We start from the raw sequence: 20,229 nt of genomic DNA on the forward strand, positions 1-20,229 counted from the left end.
CATCCGTGCCCGGCGCTACCCGCTGCCGAGCCCGCCTAGGGCTCGATCAGGCGGACACCCGGGATCGTCCGTATCTCGGCCACATCGACATCGTAGAGCGCGGTCAGCTCCGAGACCAGCGCCTCGGTCCAGCCCTCAAGGTCCAGTTCCTCTTCCATCGCCTCGAGATCGGCATACTTGTCGAGAAAGGCGGTCATGACCTGCCGCTTCTTGCGCTCGCTGGTCGCCGGATGCTCGTTCAGATAGGCCCGGAACCGCCGCATCCCTTCCTTCGACATGATATCCCGCAGGATATCGAAGGCACCGATGATCTGCTCGCCCTCCGCCAGCCCGGCCATGTCGCGGATGATCTGCCCCCAGATCAGCGGAATGTCCTCGTGACACCAGACCGTCAGCGAGAGTTCCGGCAGTTCGTTCCGTATCCGGCGCAAAAGCTCCGACCAGCGCAGGTATCGTGGCGGGTTGTCCGCCAGGATGTTCTCGCGCTGCTGTTCGTTGGCCTTGCCGAGGATATTGGGCACGAAGGTCGCGGGATTGCGGATCGCCATGAAGATCTCGATCCGGTCGCCCGAGAACAGCTGGGTCAGCTGGTGCAGGCGCAGCGTCGCCTGCGGATAGAGCTGCCCGTCGCCAAGCGCGAAGCGGGGAGACCCGAAGAAATTCGCGTTGGAAAGGATCAGGCGGTTTGCCTTCTCGTCGTCGAGGATGGCGTCCACCAGCACGTCGCGCGCATCCTCCGAAGGTTGCGCCTCGTCCAGCGCCCCGAAGGCATCCTTCAACAGCGTGCGGTACTTGCCGGGCCCCGGCACCGCGATGCCGCGTTGCGAGAAATCTTGCTTGTTGTTGAGAAGGCATTTCAGCAGGCGCTCGTCATCGGTGTGATGCGCACCTGTGTGGAAAATCACCTGCATGGTCTCGTCGCCGCCCCGGACGTGGTCTTGTCGTCCCGGGTTACCGGCTCGGCCCCGGGCAGTCAAACACCAAGGTCTCCCGCGACCTCCGCACCCCCGCCACGCCCCGGCACATCCCCGCAACCACCGGACATTCCCCTTGCAGCGCGCGCGCAGAGACAGTAATCGGTCTGCCAAGGCCCCTATAGCTCAGCTGGTAGAGCAACTGATTTGTAATCAGTAGGTCCGCGGTTCGAGTCCGTGTGGGGGCACCATTAATCCAATGAAATCAGAGTCTTGCGTAAATCTTCGCGCCCATCGTGTCTTTGCGCATGGGAAAGTAGCCGCATAGTAGCCACTTGGATTCAACAGACGATTTGTGCGCTGGTGACTCGAGGGCGGTAACTCACCCCATCCAATCGTACGGGCCGCTCTTCGGTTGGCGATTCTCTTGGAAGGCGCGGTCGGCTTCCTCTTTCCGCTCGCGGTTCTCCTTCTCTTTGTCACTCGGTCGAAGAGTGATCGGTATCTTGAAATGAACCCTGCTCACATGCTCATCGGCCTTTGCGATTTCCCCCTGCGCTCCAAGCTCCACCGAGAGGACCTTAATACCGCCCTTGCCACCTACTGATTTCTCGGAACTCGCGGAGACAGCCACATCAAATTCGATGTCCTGCACGCGCCGATAAGTGTAGTTTCTACTCTCAGGACTGTATGTTGTGTGATTGTTTAGTGCAGAGGGAGGATTTATCAGGATTTCCTTCTCGGTATACCTTTCCTGCAACTCGCTGGTTGCATCCGCGATAGCTGAGATCGTTTCTTGAATAAATTCTTTAAGATCCATGTCGCTCCTCACAACTTTGCAAGGCACAATGCTACATACTGAGAGTTAACTTGGTAAGACTGGTTCCAGTCGTCTTTCTCAAAAAGATAGGTTCCACTTGTCCAGCACTGGGAGCAATTGGTCCAGCTCAACGAAATAGTCGCGCCTTAGCGGTTCGTCTTTGCAGTGGCTTGCCAACTGGCGAAGTCGGAAAATTTCGGCAGTTGTCGCTCCATTCCTTAGGAGGGCTCCGAGGTGATGTGTCGTTGCCCAGAAAATTAGATCGGCCATCGCTTGTCTCAGCTCGTCATGTGTGGCGTTGGGGCCGGGCAGGGGAGGCCGGTTGCTCTGGATCAGGGCCATGGCTGGTCATTCCTTATCTCTAGGTTGTTGCCGTCGATCAGGCAAAGATAGCGAATGGTGCAGCCAGCCGTATCGGCGTTGTGGATTTCCGAAACCTGAAAGAAGACACCGCCGAGCTTGATGTATCGCCGCTCAGCGGGCGTGACTTCGGCTATCACAGTGACAAGGGCCTTGCCCTCATAGGCTCCTAGGCCGGTGAAGATTTCCCGTTCTCGGGCAAGGTCACGATAGCCGAAAGTGGACTCTGCAAAATCCCAAGCGAACATCCCGTTTTGCTTTACGGGCTTGCCGTCCTCGTCATGGGCTTGCTCGTAGAGCAGGGCCTCTTTCCAAAGGAAACTGTTGCGTGCGGCTCGTTTCATCATCTGGACGGGGGACAGGTCATTTCTAGGTGGCACTGGATTGGCTCCGCTTAGCTTGCTCTGGCTCGCGCTTGGCCTTGGACATGGGCAGCGCGAGGTCCGTCCAGCCGCTCAGCTCCATTGCGATATGCAGAGGAACGCCAGCCGTGACGAGAACGCCCACGGCACGGGCTCGGCCCGCTACATCGGCGCTCAACATGCTGTCGATCGACACGGCCCCTACGTTCAGCTTGCGCCGCAGCTCGGGCAGGAGCTGCTTGGACAGCGGCAGGACCGTTTGCAGCGCAAAGAGGCGGTAGCCCTCGCGCATGGCCCCAGCATTGCCGTTAGCGGTCATAAGGGTCGGAGGAATGCCGCAGCCGGTCAGCATCCGGTTGGCAAGGTCTTGGGTAAAGGTGTTGATGTCCAGCTTCTGCAGGTCGGGGGTCAGCTCCACCCGTCGCCACTCGGCACGGTCCCCGCCGGTATGAACGGCGTGATCAGCCTTGGACGTGATCGCCACGAGAGAGCCGCCTTGCAGGCCAGACAGGGCCTTGGCCTTCTCGGTTGCTTCGATGGTGGACGGGAAGGGCAGGAGGCCCTTGCCAGCCATCGGCATGGCCCCGGAGATAGCGTTTTCAATCTCGGCCAGCAGGACACCGGAAAGGCCCATCATGCGGAACGGGGACCGGCCCCGCCAAGGCTGAGCTGGATCCGGGTTGATCACGAGTTTCAGCACCTCGCCCTCTAGGGCGCGGACGGACTCGGTATGGTTGGGATGGACGATATGCAGGTGATACCAGCCGTTGCCCAGTTCGTCCCAGTAGGCCACTGGGACCAATTGCAGCTCCGAGCCGTCGAACCGGATATGCCAGCAGCTTTCCCCCCGCAGGACGAGGTCTTGGCCGATACGGGCCAGCACGTCACCGGGCAGGGGCTCGGGCTGGATTTCCAGCATCGAGAATGCCGACTGCCAGTAATGCACCGCCGTCTGCACCGTGGCAGAGAGGGCAACGTCACCCTCGGCCAGAAGGCCCTTTCGCCGGTTCTCGATATACGTATGGGTCACCACCGGAAACGCGGCGCGCTGTTCCATCTCGGGACCGGGTTTGGACTTGAAGGGCCACATCAGAAGCGCACCTCGCTGGAAAGCATGGCGGCCGCACCGGACCCGTAGAACAGGCCATAGAGCTGTTCCTTGGACCACGCGCTGTCACCGGCGGATTGGCTTCGGAACTCGCGCAGAACGGGGTTGGTGACGGCCATATAGAGGGCGAGCTTGTAGGCCGCCTCCGATACCTGGCTACCGATTGGCGAGGCCGGAATGGCATCGGTAAGGGTTAGCCGGTAGATCGAGCCGCCTTGTAGCTCTACCTCGCCCAGATCGGCGATGTACTCGGCCCCCGTGTCCTCCAACCAAGTGCCGTTGCGGAGATACTCGACCGTCAGGGCAAGCGGGTAGGGGTAGCTCGGCCACCGGAACACATGCGTGGCGTAAACGCGGGTGATCAGCTTGCCAGCCGAGACAGCTCGATACGTGCGGCCCGTGTAGGTTTCGATCATGGACCACGCGGTTTCCAGCAGATTGGCGGAGCTGGCCTCAGAGATTCCGGCCTCGTCCGCCAGCTCGGCCACCCGGTCGGAATTATAGCCGCTATAGGAAAGGGCCATTTCAACGGAGAGAACATTCATGGCAAGAGTACCCGGTGTTCGCCCGTGCAATTGTTTGCACGGATCATGTCCCGAAGCTCGGCGGCGCTTTCCTCGTAGGCGGGGCGGGTAACTAGGCTCAGCTCATAGAGCACGAGGTGGTTAAGCCGCCGGATCATGACGCCGGGGTTACCTTCCTCGGGCACCAGTTCCTCGGCATTGGGCACCACGTCTTTGGGCGGTACCCGGAAGCCGGGGGAAACACCCTTGACCAGACCAGCCCCCACGAGGGCCAGAGCATCGGCCACGTGAGAAACCTTCTCGGCCCCGGCGGGGATTACCGCGCGGAACTCAAGGGCCGTTTCGCTATCGGCCAGCTCAAGCGTCTTCGACTTTTTGGACGCAAGAGGCTTGTCGAACGAATGGCCGAACAGGAGGTTGATTTCCCGCGTGGCGTCCGAGAGCGAAAATTCAAACGCTCCCGGAGCAATGGTTTCCTTGCGGACTGTGCCCCGGTCGGCAAGCACCGCAAGGGCGAGGTAAGGGAACTTGCCCACGATAGCGGGCAGGCCCCCCTGTTGCCGCACCTCTAGATCAGATGCGGCCCAGATGGTGCGGGTTTCCATGATCAGGCCGCGACCTCGCCTTGGGCCACGTTTTCCAGCTTGAGGAAATGCGTAGACAGGCGCTGAACCAGAATGTCCGTGAAGCTGAAAATGGTCAGGGCCAGCTTGCCGGTCTTCGACTCCGAGTAGGGGTCAACGATCAGCTCGGGAGCCCCCCACGTGGGCGCAAAGGCAACGTTGTCGGTAACCCCCAGGTACATCGAGCCCAGCACCGGAGCCGAGCCGGAAGTTGTTGCGACTTGGTTGCTAAACGCCACGCCGGGGATCTGCTTTTTCAGCATGTCCAGCTGGGTCGCACCATCGCCGAAAGACTGGGCCAGCAGGTCGCCCAGCATGAAGGGCAGGCCCGCAACCTTGACGCCCGAAAGGTCGTTCAGCTTGGCCGAGCTCATGACATCCGTACACTTGCGGATCAGGGTAGGGTAGCTGATGACAGCGGCCTCAAGGTCGATCACTTGCCCGCCGGTCAACAGGGTGTTCAAGCCGGAAGGCTGGTTGCCGGTCCCGGTGCCTTGGAAGAAAGCAAGGTCCATGCCCTCGCGCAGCAGCTCGGAAAGATCGCGGCGCAGGGTGATTTCAAGGGCCGAGTTTTCCCGCACCGCTTGGCGGCTCAGCAGGTACCGTGCGGTCAGGGTGTGAATCGACGGTTCCTTGACGGTCGTGGTGATCGCCGCAGCGTCGGCGCCCTCGCCTTCACCAACCCACGAGGCAGAGGCCCCGGCGGTCATTTCGGGGAAGCGGGGCTTGCCGGTAACCTGCAGGGCCTTCACCCCGAACTTGGCGGCGGCGGACCGTTCAAACAGCCGTTCAAGGGCCTGCATGGTCGGGCGGCTGGCGAGGTCACCGCCGGAGCCGGTCGTGGTCGGGATGGTGGCATCATCGCGGGTTTCCAGAGCTTCAAACGGGAACATGACGCCCCGTTGCGCCTTGCCGTGGCGCTGTTCCAGCTCCGCGCTCACCTCGGCCTCGCGGCCCGCCAGAGCTTTGCCGGACTCCATTGCGCCGACAACGGCGGACAGGCTGAAGGAACGGCACTCGCGGCTGAAGTCGGTTTCGCTCTTGTCTGCCACCTTGATCTTGGCGCGCTCGGCATCTTCCAGCACGATAGCGGCCCGCAGCTCGATTTCTGCGCCTTGGTAGGCATCGGTCAGGGAGCGCAGCTCGGTGCGGCCCTCGTCCGAGACCGTTTCGGCCTTCTGGATTTCAGCCATACGCTCGCGGCGCTTGGACTGCTCCAGCTGAATTTCTTGGGACTTAAGCATTCTTCTTCCTTTCATGGTTTATGAAGTTGTCTGTTGGGGTGGCTGGCACCGGAGCTCATTCACGGCAGCGAGGTAGGAAGCTCTCCCTCTCACCCTCACTCTGCGAAGTGGGGCGCGCGGACGCGTGACATGCGCCGCAAACCGCGCGGCATTCGTCTTCTTGGAGTGGCAAGATTTGCAGAGGTACTGCACGTTGGTGAGGTCGAACGGATCAATCCCGGCGGCCTCGCAGTCCTTGCGGTCTATGATGTGATCGCAGTCGCCGGACATGCCCACGAACTTGCGGCAATGCGCGCAGCGATACCCTGCGCGATGTGCCACCCTGCGGCGGCTGTACCGCTTCCAAGTGTGGGTGCTGATGGTGCTTTTGTCGCTCATATCACCGTCACCTCGTATTCAGGCGGCGGGGCATCGGAGTTTGAGATGTATGCGGAGCAGGCCAAGACGAGGCTTTGGGCCACGTCAATGCGGGCGTGGGGGTGGCTCTTGTCGAGTTGCATCGAGCCGGTAGCCGCGACCTTGACGTCCGCCTCTCCCATGGAAGCCTCAAGCAGGAGAGACCGTTTCAGCTTGGCCTTGCCGGACAGGAACATGCGGCGGGTTGCTCGGATATCGTTGTCGCCGTCTTTGGGGCCGGTGCCCCGGTACTTGAGCGGCCAGACCAACTTTGCCCGTGCCATGGCTGTGCGGCACTCGGCATCTCGGTATCGGTCGCAGGACAGGGACAGCACGGGGTGCGGACCGATCCGCTTTGCCAGCTCTTCAAGGAACTCGGCCACGTCCGTTACCGCGCCGGAGGTTTCGAACAGTTCTCCCCGCGCGGCACAATCCACCCACGTTGTGCCTACCATGTCGCGCTTGCCTCGCGCGTAGAGGTCCAGCTCAGCAGAGGGGAAAGCCCCAAGCGTCTGGATCACGCCCGACTGTTCAAAAACGATGGTTGCGGCGGTCATCGACGCGGAGCCGCCCAGATCGAGCCCGACGAAACAGCTTTCCCCAGGTATCGGCTTGGCTTCCTCGTCATAGGCCCGCGAGAGGGTTTGGTACTCAAGCAGGAGCTGACGCGTTGGGGATAGCGGGGCATTGAGTTGCCATACCTGAAACTCAACCGTGGACCCGCTCTTGGCCGCTTTCTCGTAGGCGTCCTCCATGAACCGGCGCGACTTGATCTTGCCAAGGCCGGGGTTGGCCTTGGCCCATACCTTCGGGTCGGCGGGGTCATCTTCCTTGTCAGCGGCATAGAGGTGCACCGCCGTCCGCCGGTCGGGGTTGTTGATGATCTCGTTGTATTCGGGGGCATCGCCTCGGGTGCCGGTCAGTAGCACCGAGCCATCCCGGGCGGCGGTCGCGTCGAACACATTTTGGAGCGTTTCGGATTGGCGCGGCAGTAGGCCCGCCTCGTCCACAATGGCGAGGTCGAGATCTTGGCCGTGCCCCTGTGTCTTGGAGCCGGTCAGGATTGCGAAGTGTCCGCCCTTGGGGCCACTCAGATAGCCGGGGGCAGGGGTCTTTCGCAGCTTGAGGTCATCGCGCTCTACAGCCTCTAGCAAGGCTATGGCGTTTTGCGGAACGATCAGCGCATGACCCTCAGTCGGGGCTGTGATCGCGCCTCGGAAGTTGGGCAGAAAGATCGGGCTGTCTTCACACATACGGCCCAGCACCAGCGCGGAGGCGAGCGTTGTCTTGCCCAGCTTTCTGGGGGTGGAAAGCACAGAGGTCCGGAAGAGCGGTCCCCCGTCCTCCGGATCGCGCGCCAGATGGTCCTCTAGGAAACCCAGCTGAAATGAGTGCAGGAGGAGGGGCTGTCCTCGGCTAATCCCGGCGGGGACAATGAAGCTGTCCGCAAGCCACTCTGCCAGCAAATCTGCATCCGTGGTCGGACGCTTTTTCTTGAGAGTCTTGGACAGTTTCAGGGTCACGGGCAGGCAGCTCCACAAAAGAAGCTCGCTACCGTCCGTGGTTCTTGCGAGAGGTTATAAGAAAAACTCTTCGTGGCGGTCGGTCAATATGTCCGACAGCGCTTCAAGGTAAGTTCTTCAGGATTTGGTATGGTCTAGGATACCAGTTCTGAGGAAAACGCCACCGTCACCGCAGAAGGGGTCAAACGAACTCTGCCTAATTCAGTGGTCCCCGCCTTCACCGGTAGTTGGGCGGCACCTCTTCCTCCCCAACAGGGTTCCCTAACTTCGTTGCTTTAATCGTCGTTCGAATCCACGCTCCGTTTGGAATTCAAAATCGCGTTGATAGTCGTAAGAGGGGCGGTTTCGGTTGACGATAAGGCCCACCACATGGCACACTTAGGTCGTTACTCCTGTGTTTGCGATGCTATCGCTGCACATGTGATGGGCCCCGGTCGCCGGAGCCAGAAAGGGAGGGGTGTTGGAGCATCCCTCCTTTTGCACGAATCACTCTACTGTATTTGTCACCGTTATCACAATGTGGATATGTGTGGAGATATCCCCACATATTGGGGGGACCTAAGAATAGGCGGCTCGAATTAGTTGCTACGAGGTTGCACAGTAGCTCCCGACCCACCGCCTAGCCCTGTGCTCTTTAGTACTCCTCAAGCCAACTTTCGTCAGGGACATTACCTACTGCTATCGCGTCTCGATAGTATGGTGTCAGCCCAGATATCGCCCGATGGAGGGCATACTCAGGGTAATCCCCTACAGGATTATTTGTCCGATATGCATCCGTTTGGAGAGGGGTTTTGATTGCGTGTGAAACCCGAAACTCAGTCCGTTGGTTGTCCAACTGTCGCGCCAAGTTGATTGTAACATTAGTGGTCAGGACACCAACGCGAACTACAAAGACGCCTCGAGACTTGTCTTCGTGAACCACGGTGATGTCTTCATCATCTAGGGCCGTTTCAAATGTATATGCCATCTTAATTTCTCTCTCTCGGATTTTCGAACATAGCAAACATCTCGAAGAAGGGTGAGCTTTCGAAGAAAGGCACCAGTTCTCTTTTCTAGTTCTTAGCTCTTGATCTTAGTCTTGATCAGTATGGAGCAGTTCTGCGCCGTCGCATGACGCAAAATTGCGCGGTCAAAGAGCGCACCTCTGCGCTGTCGAATGGCGCAGATTTGCGCCGTGCTCACAACGGAACCCATGCTTTGCCTTCCTTGCTTTCGATGAAGGCTTCGTGGCTGGCTTTCCAGATTTTCGTGCAAACATTTGCACAGTCGCTGTCCGAGAAAGCCGCCGAACTCACCACGTTCTTATGCCAAAGAGCGATTTCGATCTTCGTCGTCTCAGACCCGATCCACAGCGGAAACCACTTAGAGAAGAAGCGCGAAAAGTCCCTCACAAGCTCTTCGGGTCTGTTCAACTTGTAGTAAAGGACCGGATGTTGCAGTGCTTGCAGAAGCTTGAACGCCTCATCTGTGAGGCGATAGCTGTTGGGTTCGCTCATTCCCCGCCGAGCTCGGTATACCACGTTCGCTTTTACAAGCGCTTGTAGCTCCCGCTTGACCTGATGCTCCGAGAGTCCCAGTTCAGCGGCCAGCTCCGCATGTGTTGCCCAGGTGTAGCGGTATCGCCCAAACTTAGGGTCGTTCTTTCGTTTGTGCCTCACTTGGCCCGCATGAAGGCGCCAAATAAGGTGTCGGATCACTAGTCGTGTCGTTAGGTTCGGGGACTTTCCGAAGTCCCGTGGCACAAGAACCGAAGCGGCAAGGCTTTGGTTTGGCTCTCCGCCAAACAATGAAAGACTGTAACGTGGACATACTTCTGAATGGGGCCATTCGGGCTCTGATACAAAATCTAAGTCCTGCATGGTCTCGCCCTCATTCCACGCGACAAGAGGCAAGGTAGGTGTCGATGTCCGAAGGTCGGTACTTAACCGTTCGATGGCCAATTCGATAGAATGGTATCTGAGGGGGAGTTCCGTTTGCCTCCGCAGTGGTGCGGTCGCGCTTAAGTATCTCGTAGGAGAGCGCTCCTCCGGAATACTCTATTGCTTCTCTGGGGGACAGACTCGGTCGTTCGGATTCGCTATGAGTAGTATTGCTGATCGGGGCCATGTTGGGGCCTCCACGTTTAGGGTTTCACCATGCGCGCAGTGCGCTTCTTCTGGTGACCGCCTCTCCGCAATCCAGACCCACCGCAGCAGGCGTGGAAGGCATCGAGATTCCCTCCGTGGAACGATCATTGGAGCTATTTAAATATTCTCATGATGGGACAAGTCAAGCGGTAATGGTATTAGAGCGATAAAGCGTCGATTTCATTTGAAATGCGTTGAATTTCGGGTCGTAAGCGCTCGGGGTCATGTATGATGTAGCCGCCAGTCACGTCGCCATCGGTCACATGATTGAGGAGGTGCTTAATTGAGTAGTGGGGAATGCCTAACCGTTCCGATAGAGTGCTGAATGTTCTTCGCAGGTCGTGTGCTCGCAGTGGCGCTCCATAGGCGTTTCGGAATGATGCTAGGCTCTTTCTAGGATCTCCCAAAGGGGCTTGCCCCCAGATGTAAGGTCCTTCGCCGTATCGTTGTCTGAGTAATAAGAACATGCGCTCAACTTGTTCACTCATCGGCAACCAATGGTCGCGGTGGTTCTTAGTGTCTCGGAATACGAACATCTGGTGTTCCAGATCGACGTCTTGCCAGCGCAGATTGGATATCTCAGATCGACGTGCGCCTGTCCTAGCAAGTAGCTCAAAGTAGATCTTGAAATCAAAGGATTGAACCGACTCCAAGGCTGAAAAGAAGCGACCGAAGTCCTTGACGTACTCCTGCCGTCGCACCGGCTTGTGCATCTTCTTGAGCGCGGAGATACGCTGGGTAGGGCACTCTCTTAGGATCGGGTTTCCATCCTCGTCAGCATACGCATGGCGTGTGAAGTTCCAGATTGAACTGAAAGTTCGGACAGCGAGGCTGGCGGATGCCTTGCCGGATGTGACTGAAATATGATCGAAGCGCACCACCGTGTCATTTGGTGTGATCTCTTGCAGGGGGCGGTCGAGCCAGTCTGAGAAGTGCCTCTGTAAGACACGCTCGTAGTCGTATCTCGTCTTTGGTCGTAGTTCTCTCGCGCGGAAGAATGCTTCGGACGCCTGTGCTAAGGGTATGGCTTCTTTCCGGGCCCGCTTCCGATCTGCGTTCCTGTCGATGTTGTCTGCCATCTCTGCCATCGCCTTCTTGGCGAGCTTTCTGGCCGTCTCGATGGGAATTTGATCTGCTGATCCTAGCGTTACTCTACGCTTCTTCCCGCCAGTTCGTCCCTCACAAAAGTAGGCTTTGCGAGTCGTTCCGACACGTAGCCCAAAGCCTTGGAGCTTTGTGTCGTAGATCAACTGTTGTCCCTCGTCAGTAAGGGGAAGGTCTCTCACGTACTGAGCGGCGAGAAAGGCGCGGGTCATAGCGTCCACCTAGGTTGCTTGGTTGTAGTAGCCAAAAAAGTAGCCACCGTATCACCCAGAGTAGCCAGTATAGCTGCGGAATGGAAGGCGCTTGGATGTTGTTTAGTGCGTTGATTTATAATGTTTTATAGCCGTTTCACTCCAAAAGAACCGGTATGGCATGGAATGATGTTCGCCTATGAAATCTAATTTGTAATCAGTAGGTCCGCGGTTCGAGTCCGTGTGGGGGCACCAGAATCAAAGAACAAACTTCCCTCGAATAGGCTGCAACTCCGTCCGAAGCCCAGCAACGCTACGGCCCACCACAGCCCCCCACCTCCTACCCACTCTTCCACAGCCCCATCACCGCGCTCGTGAGGGACTCGGCGGTGAAGGGTTTCGACACGATGGTCGCGGAGGGGAACTTCGCGAGGGACTCCGACTGGCTGCCGTAACCGCTGGCGAGGATGAAGGGCACGTTCTTCGATCTCAGCACCTGGGCGACGGGCAGGCTGGTTTCCGCGCCGAGGTGGACGTCGAGGACGGCAAAGCTGTGCTGGTGCGACTCGATGATGCGCAGGGCTTCGGCCACGGTTGACGCGGTGTGGACGTTGTCCACGCCGAGGTCTTCGAGGATGTCGGAGGCGTCCATCGCGATGATCATGTTGTCTTCGACGATGAGGGCGGTGCCGGAGAGCGATGCCGAAGCGTGGGCGGGGGCAGGGGCCTCGACCGGTACGGCGGGAACCTCATGCGCCTTGATTTCGGTCACGAAGCGCTCGGGGATGTGGAACTCTGCCTGCAGCCCCATCAGCGCGAACTGCATCGACGCGCGGCCCTTGAGTTCGAAGGGGATCGACTTTTCGATGATCGTGGTGCCGAAACCGCGGCGTTCCGGCGGCTTGACGGCGGGGCCGCCCGTCTCGCTCCAGGCGATCCTGACCATGCCGCCCTCGGCCTTGTCGACCTCGACGGTGACGCGGCCATGCGGGGCTGAGAGCGCCCCGTACTTGACCGAATTGGTGACCAGTTCGTGAAACACCAGCGCGATGGTCGAAAAGGCCTCCGGCGCCAGCTTGATCGGCGTCCCGAGAATCGAGACGCGCTCGCGGTCCTCGTTGAGGTAGGCCTTGAGCTCGATATTCACCACGTCGGCAAAGGCGATGGGCGACCATTCGGTCTCGGTCAGCTGGTCGTGGGCCTTGGCCAGCGCCTGGATGCGGCCGTCGATGGCCGATGAGAATTCGTCGATCGTCCGCGAGGATTTCCTGGACTGCGCCACCAGCGACCGGATCAGCCCCAGCACGTTGCGCACCCGGTGGTTCAGCTCGGCGATCAGCAGTTCCTGCTGGTCCTGCGCGCGCTTGCGTTCGATGTTCATCTCGTCCGAGAGCTTCAGGACCACCTCCAGAAGCGTCACGCGGATCGCCTCGGCCGCGCGCAACGACGTCGGCGACCAGCTGGCGCTGCGGTTGGCGACGTCCTCCTTCCAGACCTCGAAACTCTTGCGCGGGGTTAGGCGGGCGCCGAAGCTGCCGACCTCGACGGGTTTGTGCGGGTTGCCCGCCCAGGTCACCTGCCGTGCAACCTCGGTGCGGAACAGCACGATGTAGTCCCGGGGCAGGCGCGAGATGGGGATGGCGAGGATGCCCGCGCTGCTGTCGACCGCGTGGGCCATTGAGGGCAGCCGCGCGACGAGGTGGTCGGTGGCATAGACCCGCGAGGCCGCCGCTGTGTTCAGGAACCGGACGATGGTCTGGAAATCCTCCTTTTCGGGGGTCACGCCGATGGTCACGTAACGGTCCCCGAGGTAGAGCGCGATCCCGTCATAAGGGATCACCTTTCCGATTTCCTTGGCGATGCCGCGGAATCCGGTGGCAAGGTCGTCCCCCGAGCTCAGGCTCATCATCAGCCGGTCGTGCAGCTTCTGCGCGCGCCCGATGGTCTCGGAGACCTCGCGCGCTTCGCGTCGCTCCAGCTCGTAGGCGTAGAACTGGGCCAGCAGCTCGATGGCCGTCCGCCGCTCGTAGTCGACGTAAAGCGGTTCACGGTGATGGCAGGCAAACAGACCCCAAAGTTCGCCCCGGATGATGATCGAGACCGACATCGAGGCGCGGACCTTCATGTTCCGCAGGTATTCGAGGTGAATGGGCGAGACCGCGCGGGTCACGGCCAGAGAGAGGTCGAGCGGCTCGCCCTCGGGGCTGAACTGCGGATAGATCGGCGAGACGTCGTCGTCCACGTCGGCAATCAGCCGCAGATGGTTGCGCTTGTAAAGTTCGCGGGCCTGCCGCGGAATGTCCGAGGCCGGGAAATGCAGGCCCAGGTAGGTCTCGGTATCCGTCTCGGCCTTTGCCTCGGCGATGACGGTGCCATCGCCCTCGGGGCCGAATTGGTAGACCATGACTCGGTCGAAACCTGCCAGTTCCCGCAGTTGTCGTGCCGCGGCCTGTGATACGCCCAGCAGGTCCTTTTCGGCGGCGACCCGGCGCATCATGGGTGTCACGATCGCCAGTTCATCATGCTGGGCGCCGCGCGACTTGGCCTCGAATTCGAGGATGAAGCTCAGGTTGGACTGATGGGCGCTGATGTCGTAGAGCCGACCGTCCCCGAAGACGTCCATGCCGAACAGCCGCATGACCGCATTCTCGTGCGAATTCGCCCCAAGCCGCTGGCGCAGCCGTTCGATGGTCTGCGCGGGGAGGAAGGTTTTCAGCGGCAGCCCGATCATCTCCTCGGCTTCAAGGCCCAGCACCTGGCCGCAGTTCTTCGAGGCGTGCTGGACGATCCAGTCCGCCGAGATCGCGACCAGACTGCCAAAGGACTGCACGTTGCCGAGAATGTGGATCGGTTCGCGATCGCAGTTGGTCAGGTCAACCGGCGTATCGGTCGGAATATAGGTCTCGTTCATTCTGTCTGGAACTCGTGGGCTGAGAGGGTCTGATCGGCCGCGGCAAGGAAGATGTCGAAGACGCGCGTGCTGTCGGTCAGGATCCTGTCGTGCAGGTCCCCCTGTGGCGGGTTGGCGGCGATCCGGGCAAGGAAACCCCGCCAGGACGCAATGTCCGGTTCGGATTGGAGGACGCCGGTCCGATGGGCGTCGGGCAGGGCCTTGCGGATGAAGGCAAGGCCAAGCTGCGAGCCGAGCATCACGTAGGCCACCGCGTCCGGATGAAGATGGTCCTCGGAGGCGGTTGTGCCCGCGGTGGTGCCGGAAGCCTCTCCGGTCGACCGGGTCAGGTACCCCGTCGCCTCGGCCGCCTGTCCGCCGCATGCGGCCAGAACCCGGCCATTGGCAATCTCGTGAATGCGTTGAAAGGCCGTTCGGCCCCGAACGGTCGACAGGTCGATCGCACCGATCCGGTCATCGAGCCTCCGGTGCTGCTCGGCGGTCGCCTCGCGTAGTTTCGACCTGAATTCGTGCGCCGCCCTTTCGCCAGGGGGTTCTAGCATCGACTGTCTTTCGGTGTTGATCGTGTCATCTCGTGCCCGTGCCTCGTCCGATTTGCTTAACGTCCGGGACGCGGAAAGGTTCCTCGATAATCTCTCACGAAGAAAGATTATTTACCACGTGAGAATTTTCACTCTTCGTGTTCACCTCAGGGGCGAGCGGACCTCCCCGGACACTACCTTTCCAGCGGTGTACCGCTCTCCGGACCACTGACCCTATGCCGGCGCCAGTGCTGCCTCAGGTCGTCGGGCAGGGTCATCGGATCGAAGGGTTTGGCGATGACGGCGAGGGCGCCGAGCGTCGTCAACTCGTCCAGCATGTCGCGTTCGACGCAGGCGGTGAGGAAAATCACCGGAACGTCCCCGAACCCGGCGATGTCGCGAAGGTCGCGCCAGATGGACTCGCCCCTGACGCCGGTGTTCATCACGTCCAGCAACAACAACTGCGGCCTGAAGCCGGGGGCCGCCGTCAGCGCGTCTCTCGCGGTCCTGCACTGCAGGAGGTCGAGCCCCCCGAGATGGGAGAGCGCGATGTAGACGACAAAACGAATGTCCTCGTTTTCTTCGATGTGAAGGATTCTTTCGAGCATGCCCGCCTCTTGTTCTTGGAGAGGTGTTCATTGGTCCCGCCGGCCAGGGTCGTCTGGCCGGCGGGTGGCATGTGGGGCCGGGCAACCGGACCTATCTGCCGTGGGGGAGGGAGTGCATGTGTCAGAGCCGCCTTCGGGGCTCGCCTGATGGGTACTGGCTTGGTCTCATGGCCTGTGGTTCCTGACTGCTCCCTCAAAACCTGTCGGGGCGTAGGGGGCGGTGCAATTCCCCAGAAATGGGGAATACCGGCTCCCCCGGCACCGGGTTAGGCAGGGGAGGCCCCGGCCAAGGGGGCGCGAACCGTCCTGACGACCAGAGGTGCCCGATACGCAATGACGCGAGCCATTCAGCTACGCTCTGATCACGGTTTCGGTTGCCCTCCCGAAACCTGTCCCTAAAATCGGATCACCTTGTGACGAAGGGGGCTTCGACATGACGTGTCTGACCGCAGGAGCCATTTCGCGGCGCCGGATGGTGCTGGGGCTCGGGCTTTCGGTGGGCATGTCCCCGCTGGGGACCCGCGCCGGGGCGCGAGGGCTCCTGGTCCTGCGCGACACCGCCGGGTCCGAGATCACTCTCGGCGAAGACGACTTCGGCGACCTGCCTTGGCAGGAACTTTCGACCCATACGGCATGGACCGACGGTCTCCAGCGGTTCGCGGGGCCCTACCTGCGCGACGTCCTGCTGCTGACGGGTCGGACTCCCGCAGAACTGGCATCACGACGGTTGCGGATGCGGGCACTGAACGACTTCGAGATCGAAATGCCCGCGCGCGATGCCTGGGAACATGGCCCGATCCTCGCCCGCGTCAGGAACGGCGCACGGATGCAGGTCCGCGACAAGGGGCCGCTCTGGCTGGTCTATCCCCGCGACGGATACCCGGAACTGCAGGACATGCGGTTCGACGAGCGCTGGATCTGGCAGCTGTGCGAGATTGATATCCGTTGATGGCCCGCAGTTCGTTCCTCGTGGCGGGGGTCACCATCACCGTGTTCGTCGCGATCTTCGTCTATGCGCTGGTAGAATTGTTCAACATCCAGCAGACGCTGGACAGCGCGCTGGGAGAACGCAATCTCTGGGCAACCACACAGGCCGAGCGCGAACTCTACCGCTTGCAGGCCGCCCTCGCGACAACCGAAGACACGGAGGAGGGCCGCGACCGCGTCGCGTTCCAGTTCGACCTCCTGCACAGCCGCATCGCGCTGCTCGGCGAGGGGCCGCAGTTGCGGTTCCTCGAGGAGATCGGCGAGGCCGAAGACATCGGGATGGCGCAGTCGGTCCTCGCCCGCCTCGACCCGGCGCAGTCCCTCATGGATGATGTCGCCCGGTCGGCAGACCTGCAGGACGATCTCACGGCCCTCTCCGACGTCCTGCGGCGCCTGTCGAACCGGACCATGCTGGCCGAGCGGCAGTGGCGCGCCGACTACAGCGACCACCAGAAATCGGCGATGAACCTGCTGCTGGCCGCCGTGTCGGGGGCCTTCCTGACCGGGCTGGCGATGGCCTTGCAGCTCCTGCGCTACGCGCGCGGCTCGGACCTTGCGCGGCGTGAGCTGGTACAGCATCAGGCCATGCTGGAGGAAACCATCGCGCAGCGCACCGGCGAGCTCGAAACCGCGCTGACCTTCGAGCGACGCGCGCGCGACGTCTATCGCAGCTTCGTGGTGATGGTATCCCACCAGTTCCGCACGCCGGTCTCGGTGATCCACATGATCGCCCAGCGGCAGCTGCGCGCCGAGGACCCCGCCGCGCCCGATGTCCTGAAACGCAAGTTCGAAAGCATCCTGAGCGCCGCGGAGCGCCTCGAACGGTTGCTGCGCGGCATCCTGTCTCCGGTGAACCTTGCCGAGGAACAGATGTGCCCCGCGCTGCGCCCCATCGACATGAACGAGGTCGTGCGCAGCGCGCTGGACCAGACCGCCGAGGCCCACCCGTCGTACCGGCTTTGCGGTGAGCTGGCGGAGGAGGCGCTTGCCGTCGATGCCGACCCGGTGCTGCTGGAGCAGGTGGTGCTCAACCTGCTGGGCAACGCAGTCAAGTACTCCCCGGCAGAAGCCGGGGTCCGCGTGCTAACCCGCAGTCTCGGAGACGCCGCCGAGCTGCGTATTATCGACCGGGGAGTCGGAATTCCCGAACAATCCCACTCCGCAGTGTTCGAAAAATTCTATCGCGCCTCGAATGCTCAGATGCTCCCGGGATTTGGAATAGGACTTAGCCTATCGCGGGACATCGTCGCGCTGCATTCGGGCGAAATCAGCTTTCGTTCGTCAGAAGGTGTCGGGACCGAGTTTATTGTGACCTTGCCATTCGGGAAGATTAGCCAGGATGAATCCATCGGAAATAAATGCGGAAATTCTGTGTATTGAAGATGAAACCGCCCTGCGCGAGGAACTCTGCGAAGAACTGGCGGGGCAGGGTTACCGGGTGCTGGCCGCAAGGAGCAGCGACGAGGCCGAGCGCCTGCTGGCAACATGCCGCCCCGATATCATCCTCTGCGATGTGATGATCCCGACGAAGAACGGCTTCGACCTGCTGCGAGACCTAAGACACGCGGGGCTGCTCTGCGAACACACCGCCTTCATCTTCCTCACCGCCCTGTCCGACCGCGAGCCGCGCCTGACCGGCCTGCGTTGCGGAGCGGACGATTACCTGACCAAGCCGATCGACCTCGACATCCTGAACCTGACGATCCGGAACAAGCTGGCGCTGGTCCGGCGGCTGCGGCAGGCGCGGCCCGAGGAGGCAGAGAGGCCGGATGTCCACCTCTCCCCGCGCGAAAGGCAGGTGCTCGGGCTGCTGGGGCAGGGCGAGAGGACCAGCTCGATCGCGTTCCAACTGGCGATCTCCGAACATACGGTCAACCAGTACATCAAGGAACTTTACAGGAAATTCAACATCAACAGCCGGGTCGAGGCGGCGAGGGTCGCCGCAGCCCTGGGAGCCGGCAGCTGGCCGCAGGACCCCTAGCTGGATAGCCAACCGCGACCGCCGCGTCAGCCCTTGGCGTCGGCGGGCTCCCGGACCCTGCGGCTCTGCCGGTCGTCGGAGGAGCGTTCGAGGTTTTCCACAAGGTGCCGGGTGGTCGCCATCATCAGCTCAAGCTCGTCCGGGGCCAGCCCGTCCGCGGCCTGCCGGAACACCCGGCGGCGCACCGGCAGCATCTTCTCGAACAGGTCGCGGCCCGAGGGAAGCAGGTGCACCTCGAGGATGCGCCGGTCGTCCTTGCGGGGCACCCGCTTGAGCAACTCTTCCTTTTCCAGCTGTGTGAGCAGGTGGCTGAGCGCGGTCCTCTCGATCTGTGTATGGGCCGAAAGCTCGGTCACCGTTATCCCCGAAAGCTCGGCGAGAACGGACAGCGTGCGCCATCGCGCCACCACAGCTTTACCTCCACCCATTGCGACAACGAACTCCTGATTGGCGCGCTCTTCGAGGATGCGCAACCAATACAAGATAGAACTGCGAAATGAGTCCCCTTCGATCTGCATTTCCGATGTCTACTTTATTAGCCTCTCTCCTTCCAATTTCGGTACCTCATTTCCGAGTGTTTTGGGAAGGAAATTCACGCAGTAATTGCGATTACCCCGCGATAAGTTGGCAATTACGTGCAAACAAAGCGTAATTTTCGGCGTTTGTCTGCCGTTGCCGCTGTTCGCGCAGCTTCCCGCGCCGGTCCGGAGCCCGGACCACGAGTCGGTGGCATGCTCTGAACGGCAAGACCCTGACCGGTCCCGGGGGCGTAAACCACTCGTTCAGATATCTGCGCCATAGATGACGCGAGAGTGACCCGATTCAGCCGCGAGGGGATGAGATGCCGCCCATTGTCCGACTGTTCCTTGTTTGCCTGCTTGCCTTCGCCCTGCCGGACGGGCTGGGGCCCGCCCGGGCGGCGGATGTCCAGATGACGGCGGCCGAGGCCAAGCGAAAGATCAACCTCGCCGGGCGTCAGCGCATGCTGTCGCAGCGGATTTCCCTGCTGCTTTGCATGTCCGAACGCGGGATTGCCCCCCACGCGAACCGGGCGGCTGCGGCCAAGGCGATCAATCTCTTCGGTGCCACCCTGGCCGGGCTCCGGCACGGCGACCCCGATCTCGGTCTGCCGCGCGAGTATCAGCCCGAGGTTCTGGCCAGTCTCGACGCCGTCGATGCCGCCTGGACCGAGTTTTCGGACGTTGTCGGTGCATTGCTTGCGGGCGGCGGGGAGGGGCTCCCGGCGCTCCAGTCCACCAACCTCGTGCTGCTGACCCGGATGAACGACTCGGTCGGCGTCATGGAGCGCAGCTATGGAGAGGGGCTGGTGCATCCGGACCTCGCCCGGGTGATCAACCTCGCGGGTCGGCAACGCATGCTGATCCAGAGGGCGGCCAAGTCCTCTTGCCTCGCGGCCTCGGGCATCGCTGCGGCGGAAGAACGTGCGGAGACGGATGCGACCATCGCCCTGTTCGAAGCCTCGCACCAGCAGCTGGTGTCGGGCGATCCGGCCAACGGCGTGATCGAACCGCCGGACGAGTTGATCTGGGATCAGCTGTCGGTCGTCGAAGGGCTATGGCAGGAGGCCCGGCCCCTGATCGACGCGATGGCAGGTGGCGCCGGTATCTCGTCGAAGGAAGAGGCTCGCCTGCTGACGCTGACGACGCAGGCGTTGAACGCGATGAACGATGCGGTCTGGATGTACGAGAATTTCTGAGGCGCGAGGTGGCCGAAGACCGCAACGACCGAATACCGAGGCATCTCCCCGGTAGCCTGAGTCCCGGGCCCAGCATCTCTCCTTCGTAGAAGCGGCGCTTCCCTTTCGGCAGGGGGATGCTACCGGCCCCGGTCTGGCACCCGCATTCGGCCGAATGATGCGCTGACCAGCGCCCGCTTGCGCCGATCCGCCGATTCCGGGTTGATCCC

19 protein-coding genes and 1 tRNA gene are annotated in these 20,229 nt (G+C 61.1%); 5 read left to right on the forward strand and 15 right to left on the reverse strand.

Going from position 1 to position 20,229, the window contains the following annotated elements; translation table 11 throughout:
• Nucleotides 1-35: 35 nt before the first annotated feature.
• Nucleotides 36-911, reverse strand: coding sequence for a hypothetical protein (locus DDT93_RS01485; protein WP_109464018.1), 876 nt, complete (start codon nt 909-911; stop codon nt 36-38).
• Between the two features lie 178 nt (nt 912-1,089).
• Here DDT93_RS01485 and DDT93_RS01490 point away from each other — a divergent pair.
• Nucleotides 1,090-1,165, forward strand: a tRNA-Thr gene (locus DDT93_RS01490).
• A gap of 131 nt (nt 1,166-1,296) precedes the next feature.
• On the opposite strand, the gene DDT93_RS01495 is transcribed toward DDT93_RS01490, so the two are convergent.
• From DDT93_RS01495 to DDT93_RS01560, 13 genes are all read right to left on the reverse strand, one after another.
• Nucleotides 1,297-1,734 (reverse strand): trypco2 family protein, encoded by a 438-nt coding sequence (locus DDT93_RS01495; protein WP_109464019.1) that lies wholly within the window; start codon nt 1,732-1,734, stop codon nt 1,297-1,299.
• Between the two features lie 332 nt (nt 1,735-2,066).
• Complete coding sequence (locus DDT93_RS01505; protein WP_109464021.1) at nt 2,067-2,441, reverse strand: hypothetical protein; 375 nt, start codon at nt 2,439-2,441, stop codon at nt 2,067-2,069.
• 22 nt (nt 2,442-2,463) lie between these two features.
• Nucleotides 2,464-3,546: a phage portal family protein gene (locus DDT93_RS01510; RefSeq protein ID WP_109464022.1), complete on the reverse strand. Its 1,083-nt coding sequence runs from the start codon at nt 3,544-3,546 to the stop codon at nt 2,464-2,466.
• Nucleotides 3,546-4,109, reverse strand: a complete 564-nt coding sequence (locus tag DDT93_RS01515) for a hypothetical protein (protein WP_157960061.1) — start codon at nt 4,107-4,109, stop codon at nt 3,546-3,548. Before DDT93_RS01515 ends, DDT93_RS01510 begins: the two co-directional genes overlap by 1 nt.
• Nucleotides 4,106-4,693 carry an HK97 family phage prohead protease gene (locus DDT93_RS01520; RefSeq protein WP_109464024.1) on the reverse strand — a complete coding sequence of 196 codons (588 nt, stop codon included), beginning with the start codon at nt 4,691-4,693 and terminating at the stop codon, nt 4,106-4,108. The genes DDT93_RS01515 and DDT93_RS01520 overlap by 4 nt, the downstream gene beginning before the upstream one ends.
• Before the next feature lie 2 nt (nt 4,694-4,695).
• Nucleotides 4,696-5,955, reverse strand: coding sequence for a phage major capsid protein (locus tag DDT93_RS01525; RefSeq protein WP_157960062.1), 1,260 nt, complete (start codon nt 5,953-5,955; stop codon nt 4,696-4,698).
• An 18-nt stretch (nt 5,956-5,973) separates the two neighbouring features.
• Nucleotides 5,974-6,333: an HNH endonuclease gene (locus DDT93_RS27130; protein ID WP_109464026.1), complete on the reverse strand. Its 360-nt coding sequence runs from the start codon at nt 6,331-6,333 to the stop codon at nt 5,974-5,976.
• Complete coding sequence (locus DDT93_RS01535; RefSeq protein WP_157960063.1) at nt 6,330-7,874, reverse strand: terminase TerL endonuclease subunit; 1,545 nt, start codon at nt 7,872-7,874, stop codon at nt 6,330-6,332. Before DDT93_RS01535 ends, DDT93_RS27130 begins: the two co-directional genes overlap by 4 nt.
• Before the next feature lie 1,178 nt (nt 7,875-9,052).
• Complete coding sequence (locus DDT93_RS26350) at nt 9,053-9,370, reverse strand: hypothetical protein (protein WP_157960064.1); 318 nt, start codon at nt 9,368-9,370, stop codon at nt 9,053-9,055.
• A gap of 788 nt (nt 9,371-10,158) precedes the next feature.
• Nucleotides 10,159-11,316, reverse strand: coding sequence for a tyrosine-type recombinase/integrase (locus tag DDT93_RS01545; protein WP_157960065.1), 1,158 nt, complete (start codon nt 11,314-11,316; stop codon nt 10,159-10,161).
• A gap of 319 nt (nt 11,317-11,635) precedes the next feature.
• Entirely contained in the window at nt 11,636-14,206 is a 2,571-nt protein-coding gene (locus tag DDT93_RS01550; RefSeq protein ID WP_109464030.1) for an HWE histidine kinase domain-containing protein, read from the reverse strand.
• Nucleotides 14,203-14,748 carry a heme oxygenase-like domain-containing protein gene (locus DDT93_RS01555; RefSeq protein ID WP_109464031.1) on the reverse strand — a complete coding sequence of 182 codons (546 nt, stop codon included), beginning with the start codon at nt 14,746-14,748 and terminating at the stop codon, nt 14,203-14,205. The genes DDT93_RS01550 and DDT93_RS01555 overlap by 4 nt, the downstream gene beginning before the upstream one ends.
• A 173-nt stretch (nt 14,749-14,921) precedes the next feature.
• Nucleotides 14,922-15,335, reverse strand: coding sequence for a response regulator (locus tag DDT93_RS01560; protein WP_109464032.1), 414 nt, complete (start codon nt 15,333-15,335; stop codon nt 14,922-14,924).
• Nucleotides 15,336-15,768: 433 nt separating this feature from the next.
• On the opposite strand from DDT93_RS01560, the gene DDT93_RS01565 reads away from it, so the two are divergent.
• The 3 genes from DDT93_RS01565 to DDT93_RS01575 are packed head-to-tail and all read left to right on the forward strand — an operon-like array spanning nt 15,769 to nt 18,303.
• Nucleotides 15,769-16,284 (forward strand): hypothetical protein, encoded by a 516-nt coding sequence (locus DDT93_RS01565; protein WP_232825346.1) that lies wholly within the window; start codon nt 15,769-15,771, stop codon nt 16,282-16,284.
• Nucleotides 16,284-17,702, forward strand: coding sequence for a sensor histidine kinase (locus tag DDT93_RS01570; protein WP_109464033.1), 1,419 nt, complete (start codon nt 16,284-16,286; stop codon nt 17,700-17,702). Before DDT93_RS01565 ends, DDT93_RS01570 begins: the two co-directional genes overlap by 1 nt.
• A complete protein-coding gene (locus tag DDT93_RS01575) occupies nt 17,662-18,303 on the forward strand; it encodes a response regulator transcription factor (RefSeq protein ID WP_109464034.1) in 642 nt (213 codons plus the stop codon). The genes DDT93_RS01570 and DDT93_RS01575 overlap by 41 nt, the downstream gene beginning before the upstream one ends.
• 26 nt (nt 18,304-18,329) lie before the next feature.
• On the opposite strand, the gene DDT93_RS01580 is transcribed toward DDT93_RS01575, so the two are convergent.
• Nucleotides 18,330-18,731, reverse strand: coding sequence for a MarR family winged helix-turn-helix transcriptional regulator (locus tag DDT93_RS01580; RefSeq protein ID WP_157960066.1), 402 nt, complete (start codon nt 18,729-18,731; stop codon nt 18,330-18,332).
• A gap of 413 nt (nt 18,732-19,144) precedes the next feature.
• Here DDT93_RS01580 and DDT93_RS01585 point away from each other — a divergent pair, with 413 nt between their 5' ends.
• On the forward strand, nt 19,145-20,020 hold the full coding sequence (locus DDT93_RS01585; RefSeq protein WP_109464036.1) for a type IV pili methyl-accepting chemotaxis transducer N-terminal domain-containing protein: 876 nt from the start codon (nt 19,145-19,147) through the stop codon (nt 20,018-20,020).
• Nucleotides 20,021-20,229 lie beyond the last annotated feature (209 nt).

The organism is Albibacillus kandeliae (assembly GCF_003116585.1).
GTDB lineage: Bacteria > Pseudomonadota > Alphaproteobacteria > Rhodobacterales > Rhodobacteraceae > Albibacillus > Albibacillus kandeliae.

Coding starts and splice junctions, on each gene's coding strand:
- DDT93_RS27130 (WP_109464026.1), bottom strand. CDS start 6,333: ATGAGCGACAAAAGCACCATCAGCACCCACACTTGGAAGCGGTACAGC.
- DDT93_RS01515 (WP_157960061.1), bottom strand. CDS start 4,109: ATGAATGTTCTCTCCGTTGAAATGGCCCTTTCCTATAGCGGCTATAAT.
- DDT93_RS01555 (WP_109464031.1), bottom strand. CDS start 14,748: ATGCTAGAACCCCCTGGCGAAAGGGCGGCGCACGAATTCAGGTCGAAA.
- DDT93_RS01520 (WP_109464024.1), bottom strand. CDS start 4,693: ATGGAAACCCGCACCATCTGGGCCGCATCTGATCTAGAGGTGCGGCAA.
- DDT93_RS01580 (WP_157960066.1), bottom strand. CDS start 18,731: ATGGGTGGAGGTAAAGCTGTGGTGGCGCGATGGCGCACGCTGTCCGTT.
- DDT93_RS01545 (WP_157960065.1), bottom strand. CDS start 11,316: ATGACCCGCGCCTTTCTCGCCGCTCAGTACGTGAGAGACCTTCCCCTT.
- DDT93_RS01565 (WP_232825346.1), top strand. CDS start 15,769: ATGACGTGTCTGACCGCAGGAGCCATTTCGCGGCGCCGGATGGTGCTG.
- DDT93_RS01485 (WP_109464018.1), bottom strand. CDS start 911: ATGCAGGTGATTTTCCACACAGGTGCGCATCACACCGATGACGAGCGC.
- DDT93_RS01575 (WP_109464034.1), top strand. CDS start 17,662: ATGAATCCATCGGAAATAAATGCGGAAATTCTGTGTATTGAAGATGAA.
- DDT93_RS01570 (WP_109464033.1), top strand. CDS start 16,284: ATGGCCCGCAGTTCGTTCCTCGTGGCGGGGGTCACCATCACCGTGTTC.
- DDT93_RS01525 (WP_157960062.1), bottom strand. CDS start 5,955: ATGCTTAAGTCCCAAGAAATTCAGCTGGAGCAGTCCAAGCGCCGCGAG.
- DDT93_RS26350 (WP_157960064.1), bottom strand. CDS start 9,370: ATGAGCGAACCCAACAGCTATCGCCTCACAGATGAGGCGTTCAAGCTT.
- DDT93_RS01510 (WP_109464022.1), bottom strand. CDS start 3,546: ATGTGGCCCTTCAAGTCCAAACCCGGTCCCGAGATGGAACAGCGCGCC.
- DDT93_RS01550 (WP_109464030.1), bottom strand. CDS start 14,206: ATGAACGAGACCTATATTCCGACCGATACGCCGGTTGACCTGACCAAC.
- DDT93_RS01560 (WP_109464032.1), bottom strand. CDS start 15,335: ATGCTCGAAAGAATCCTTCACATCGAAGAAAACGAGGACATTCGTTTT.
- DDT93_RS01495 (WP_109464019.1), bottom strand. CDS start 1,734: ATGGATCTTAAAGAATTTATTCAAGAAACGATCTCAGCTATCGCGGAT.
- DDT93_RS01585 (WP_109464036.1), top strand. CDS start 19,145: ATGCCGCCCATTGTCCGACTGTTCCTTGTTTGCCTGCTTGCCTTCGCC.
- DDT93_RS01505 (WP_109464021.1), bottom strand. CDS start 2,441: ATGATGAAACGAGCCGCACGCAACAGTTTCCTTTGGAAAGAGGCCCTG.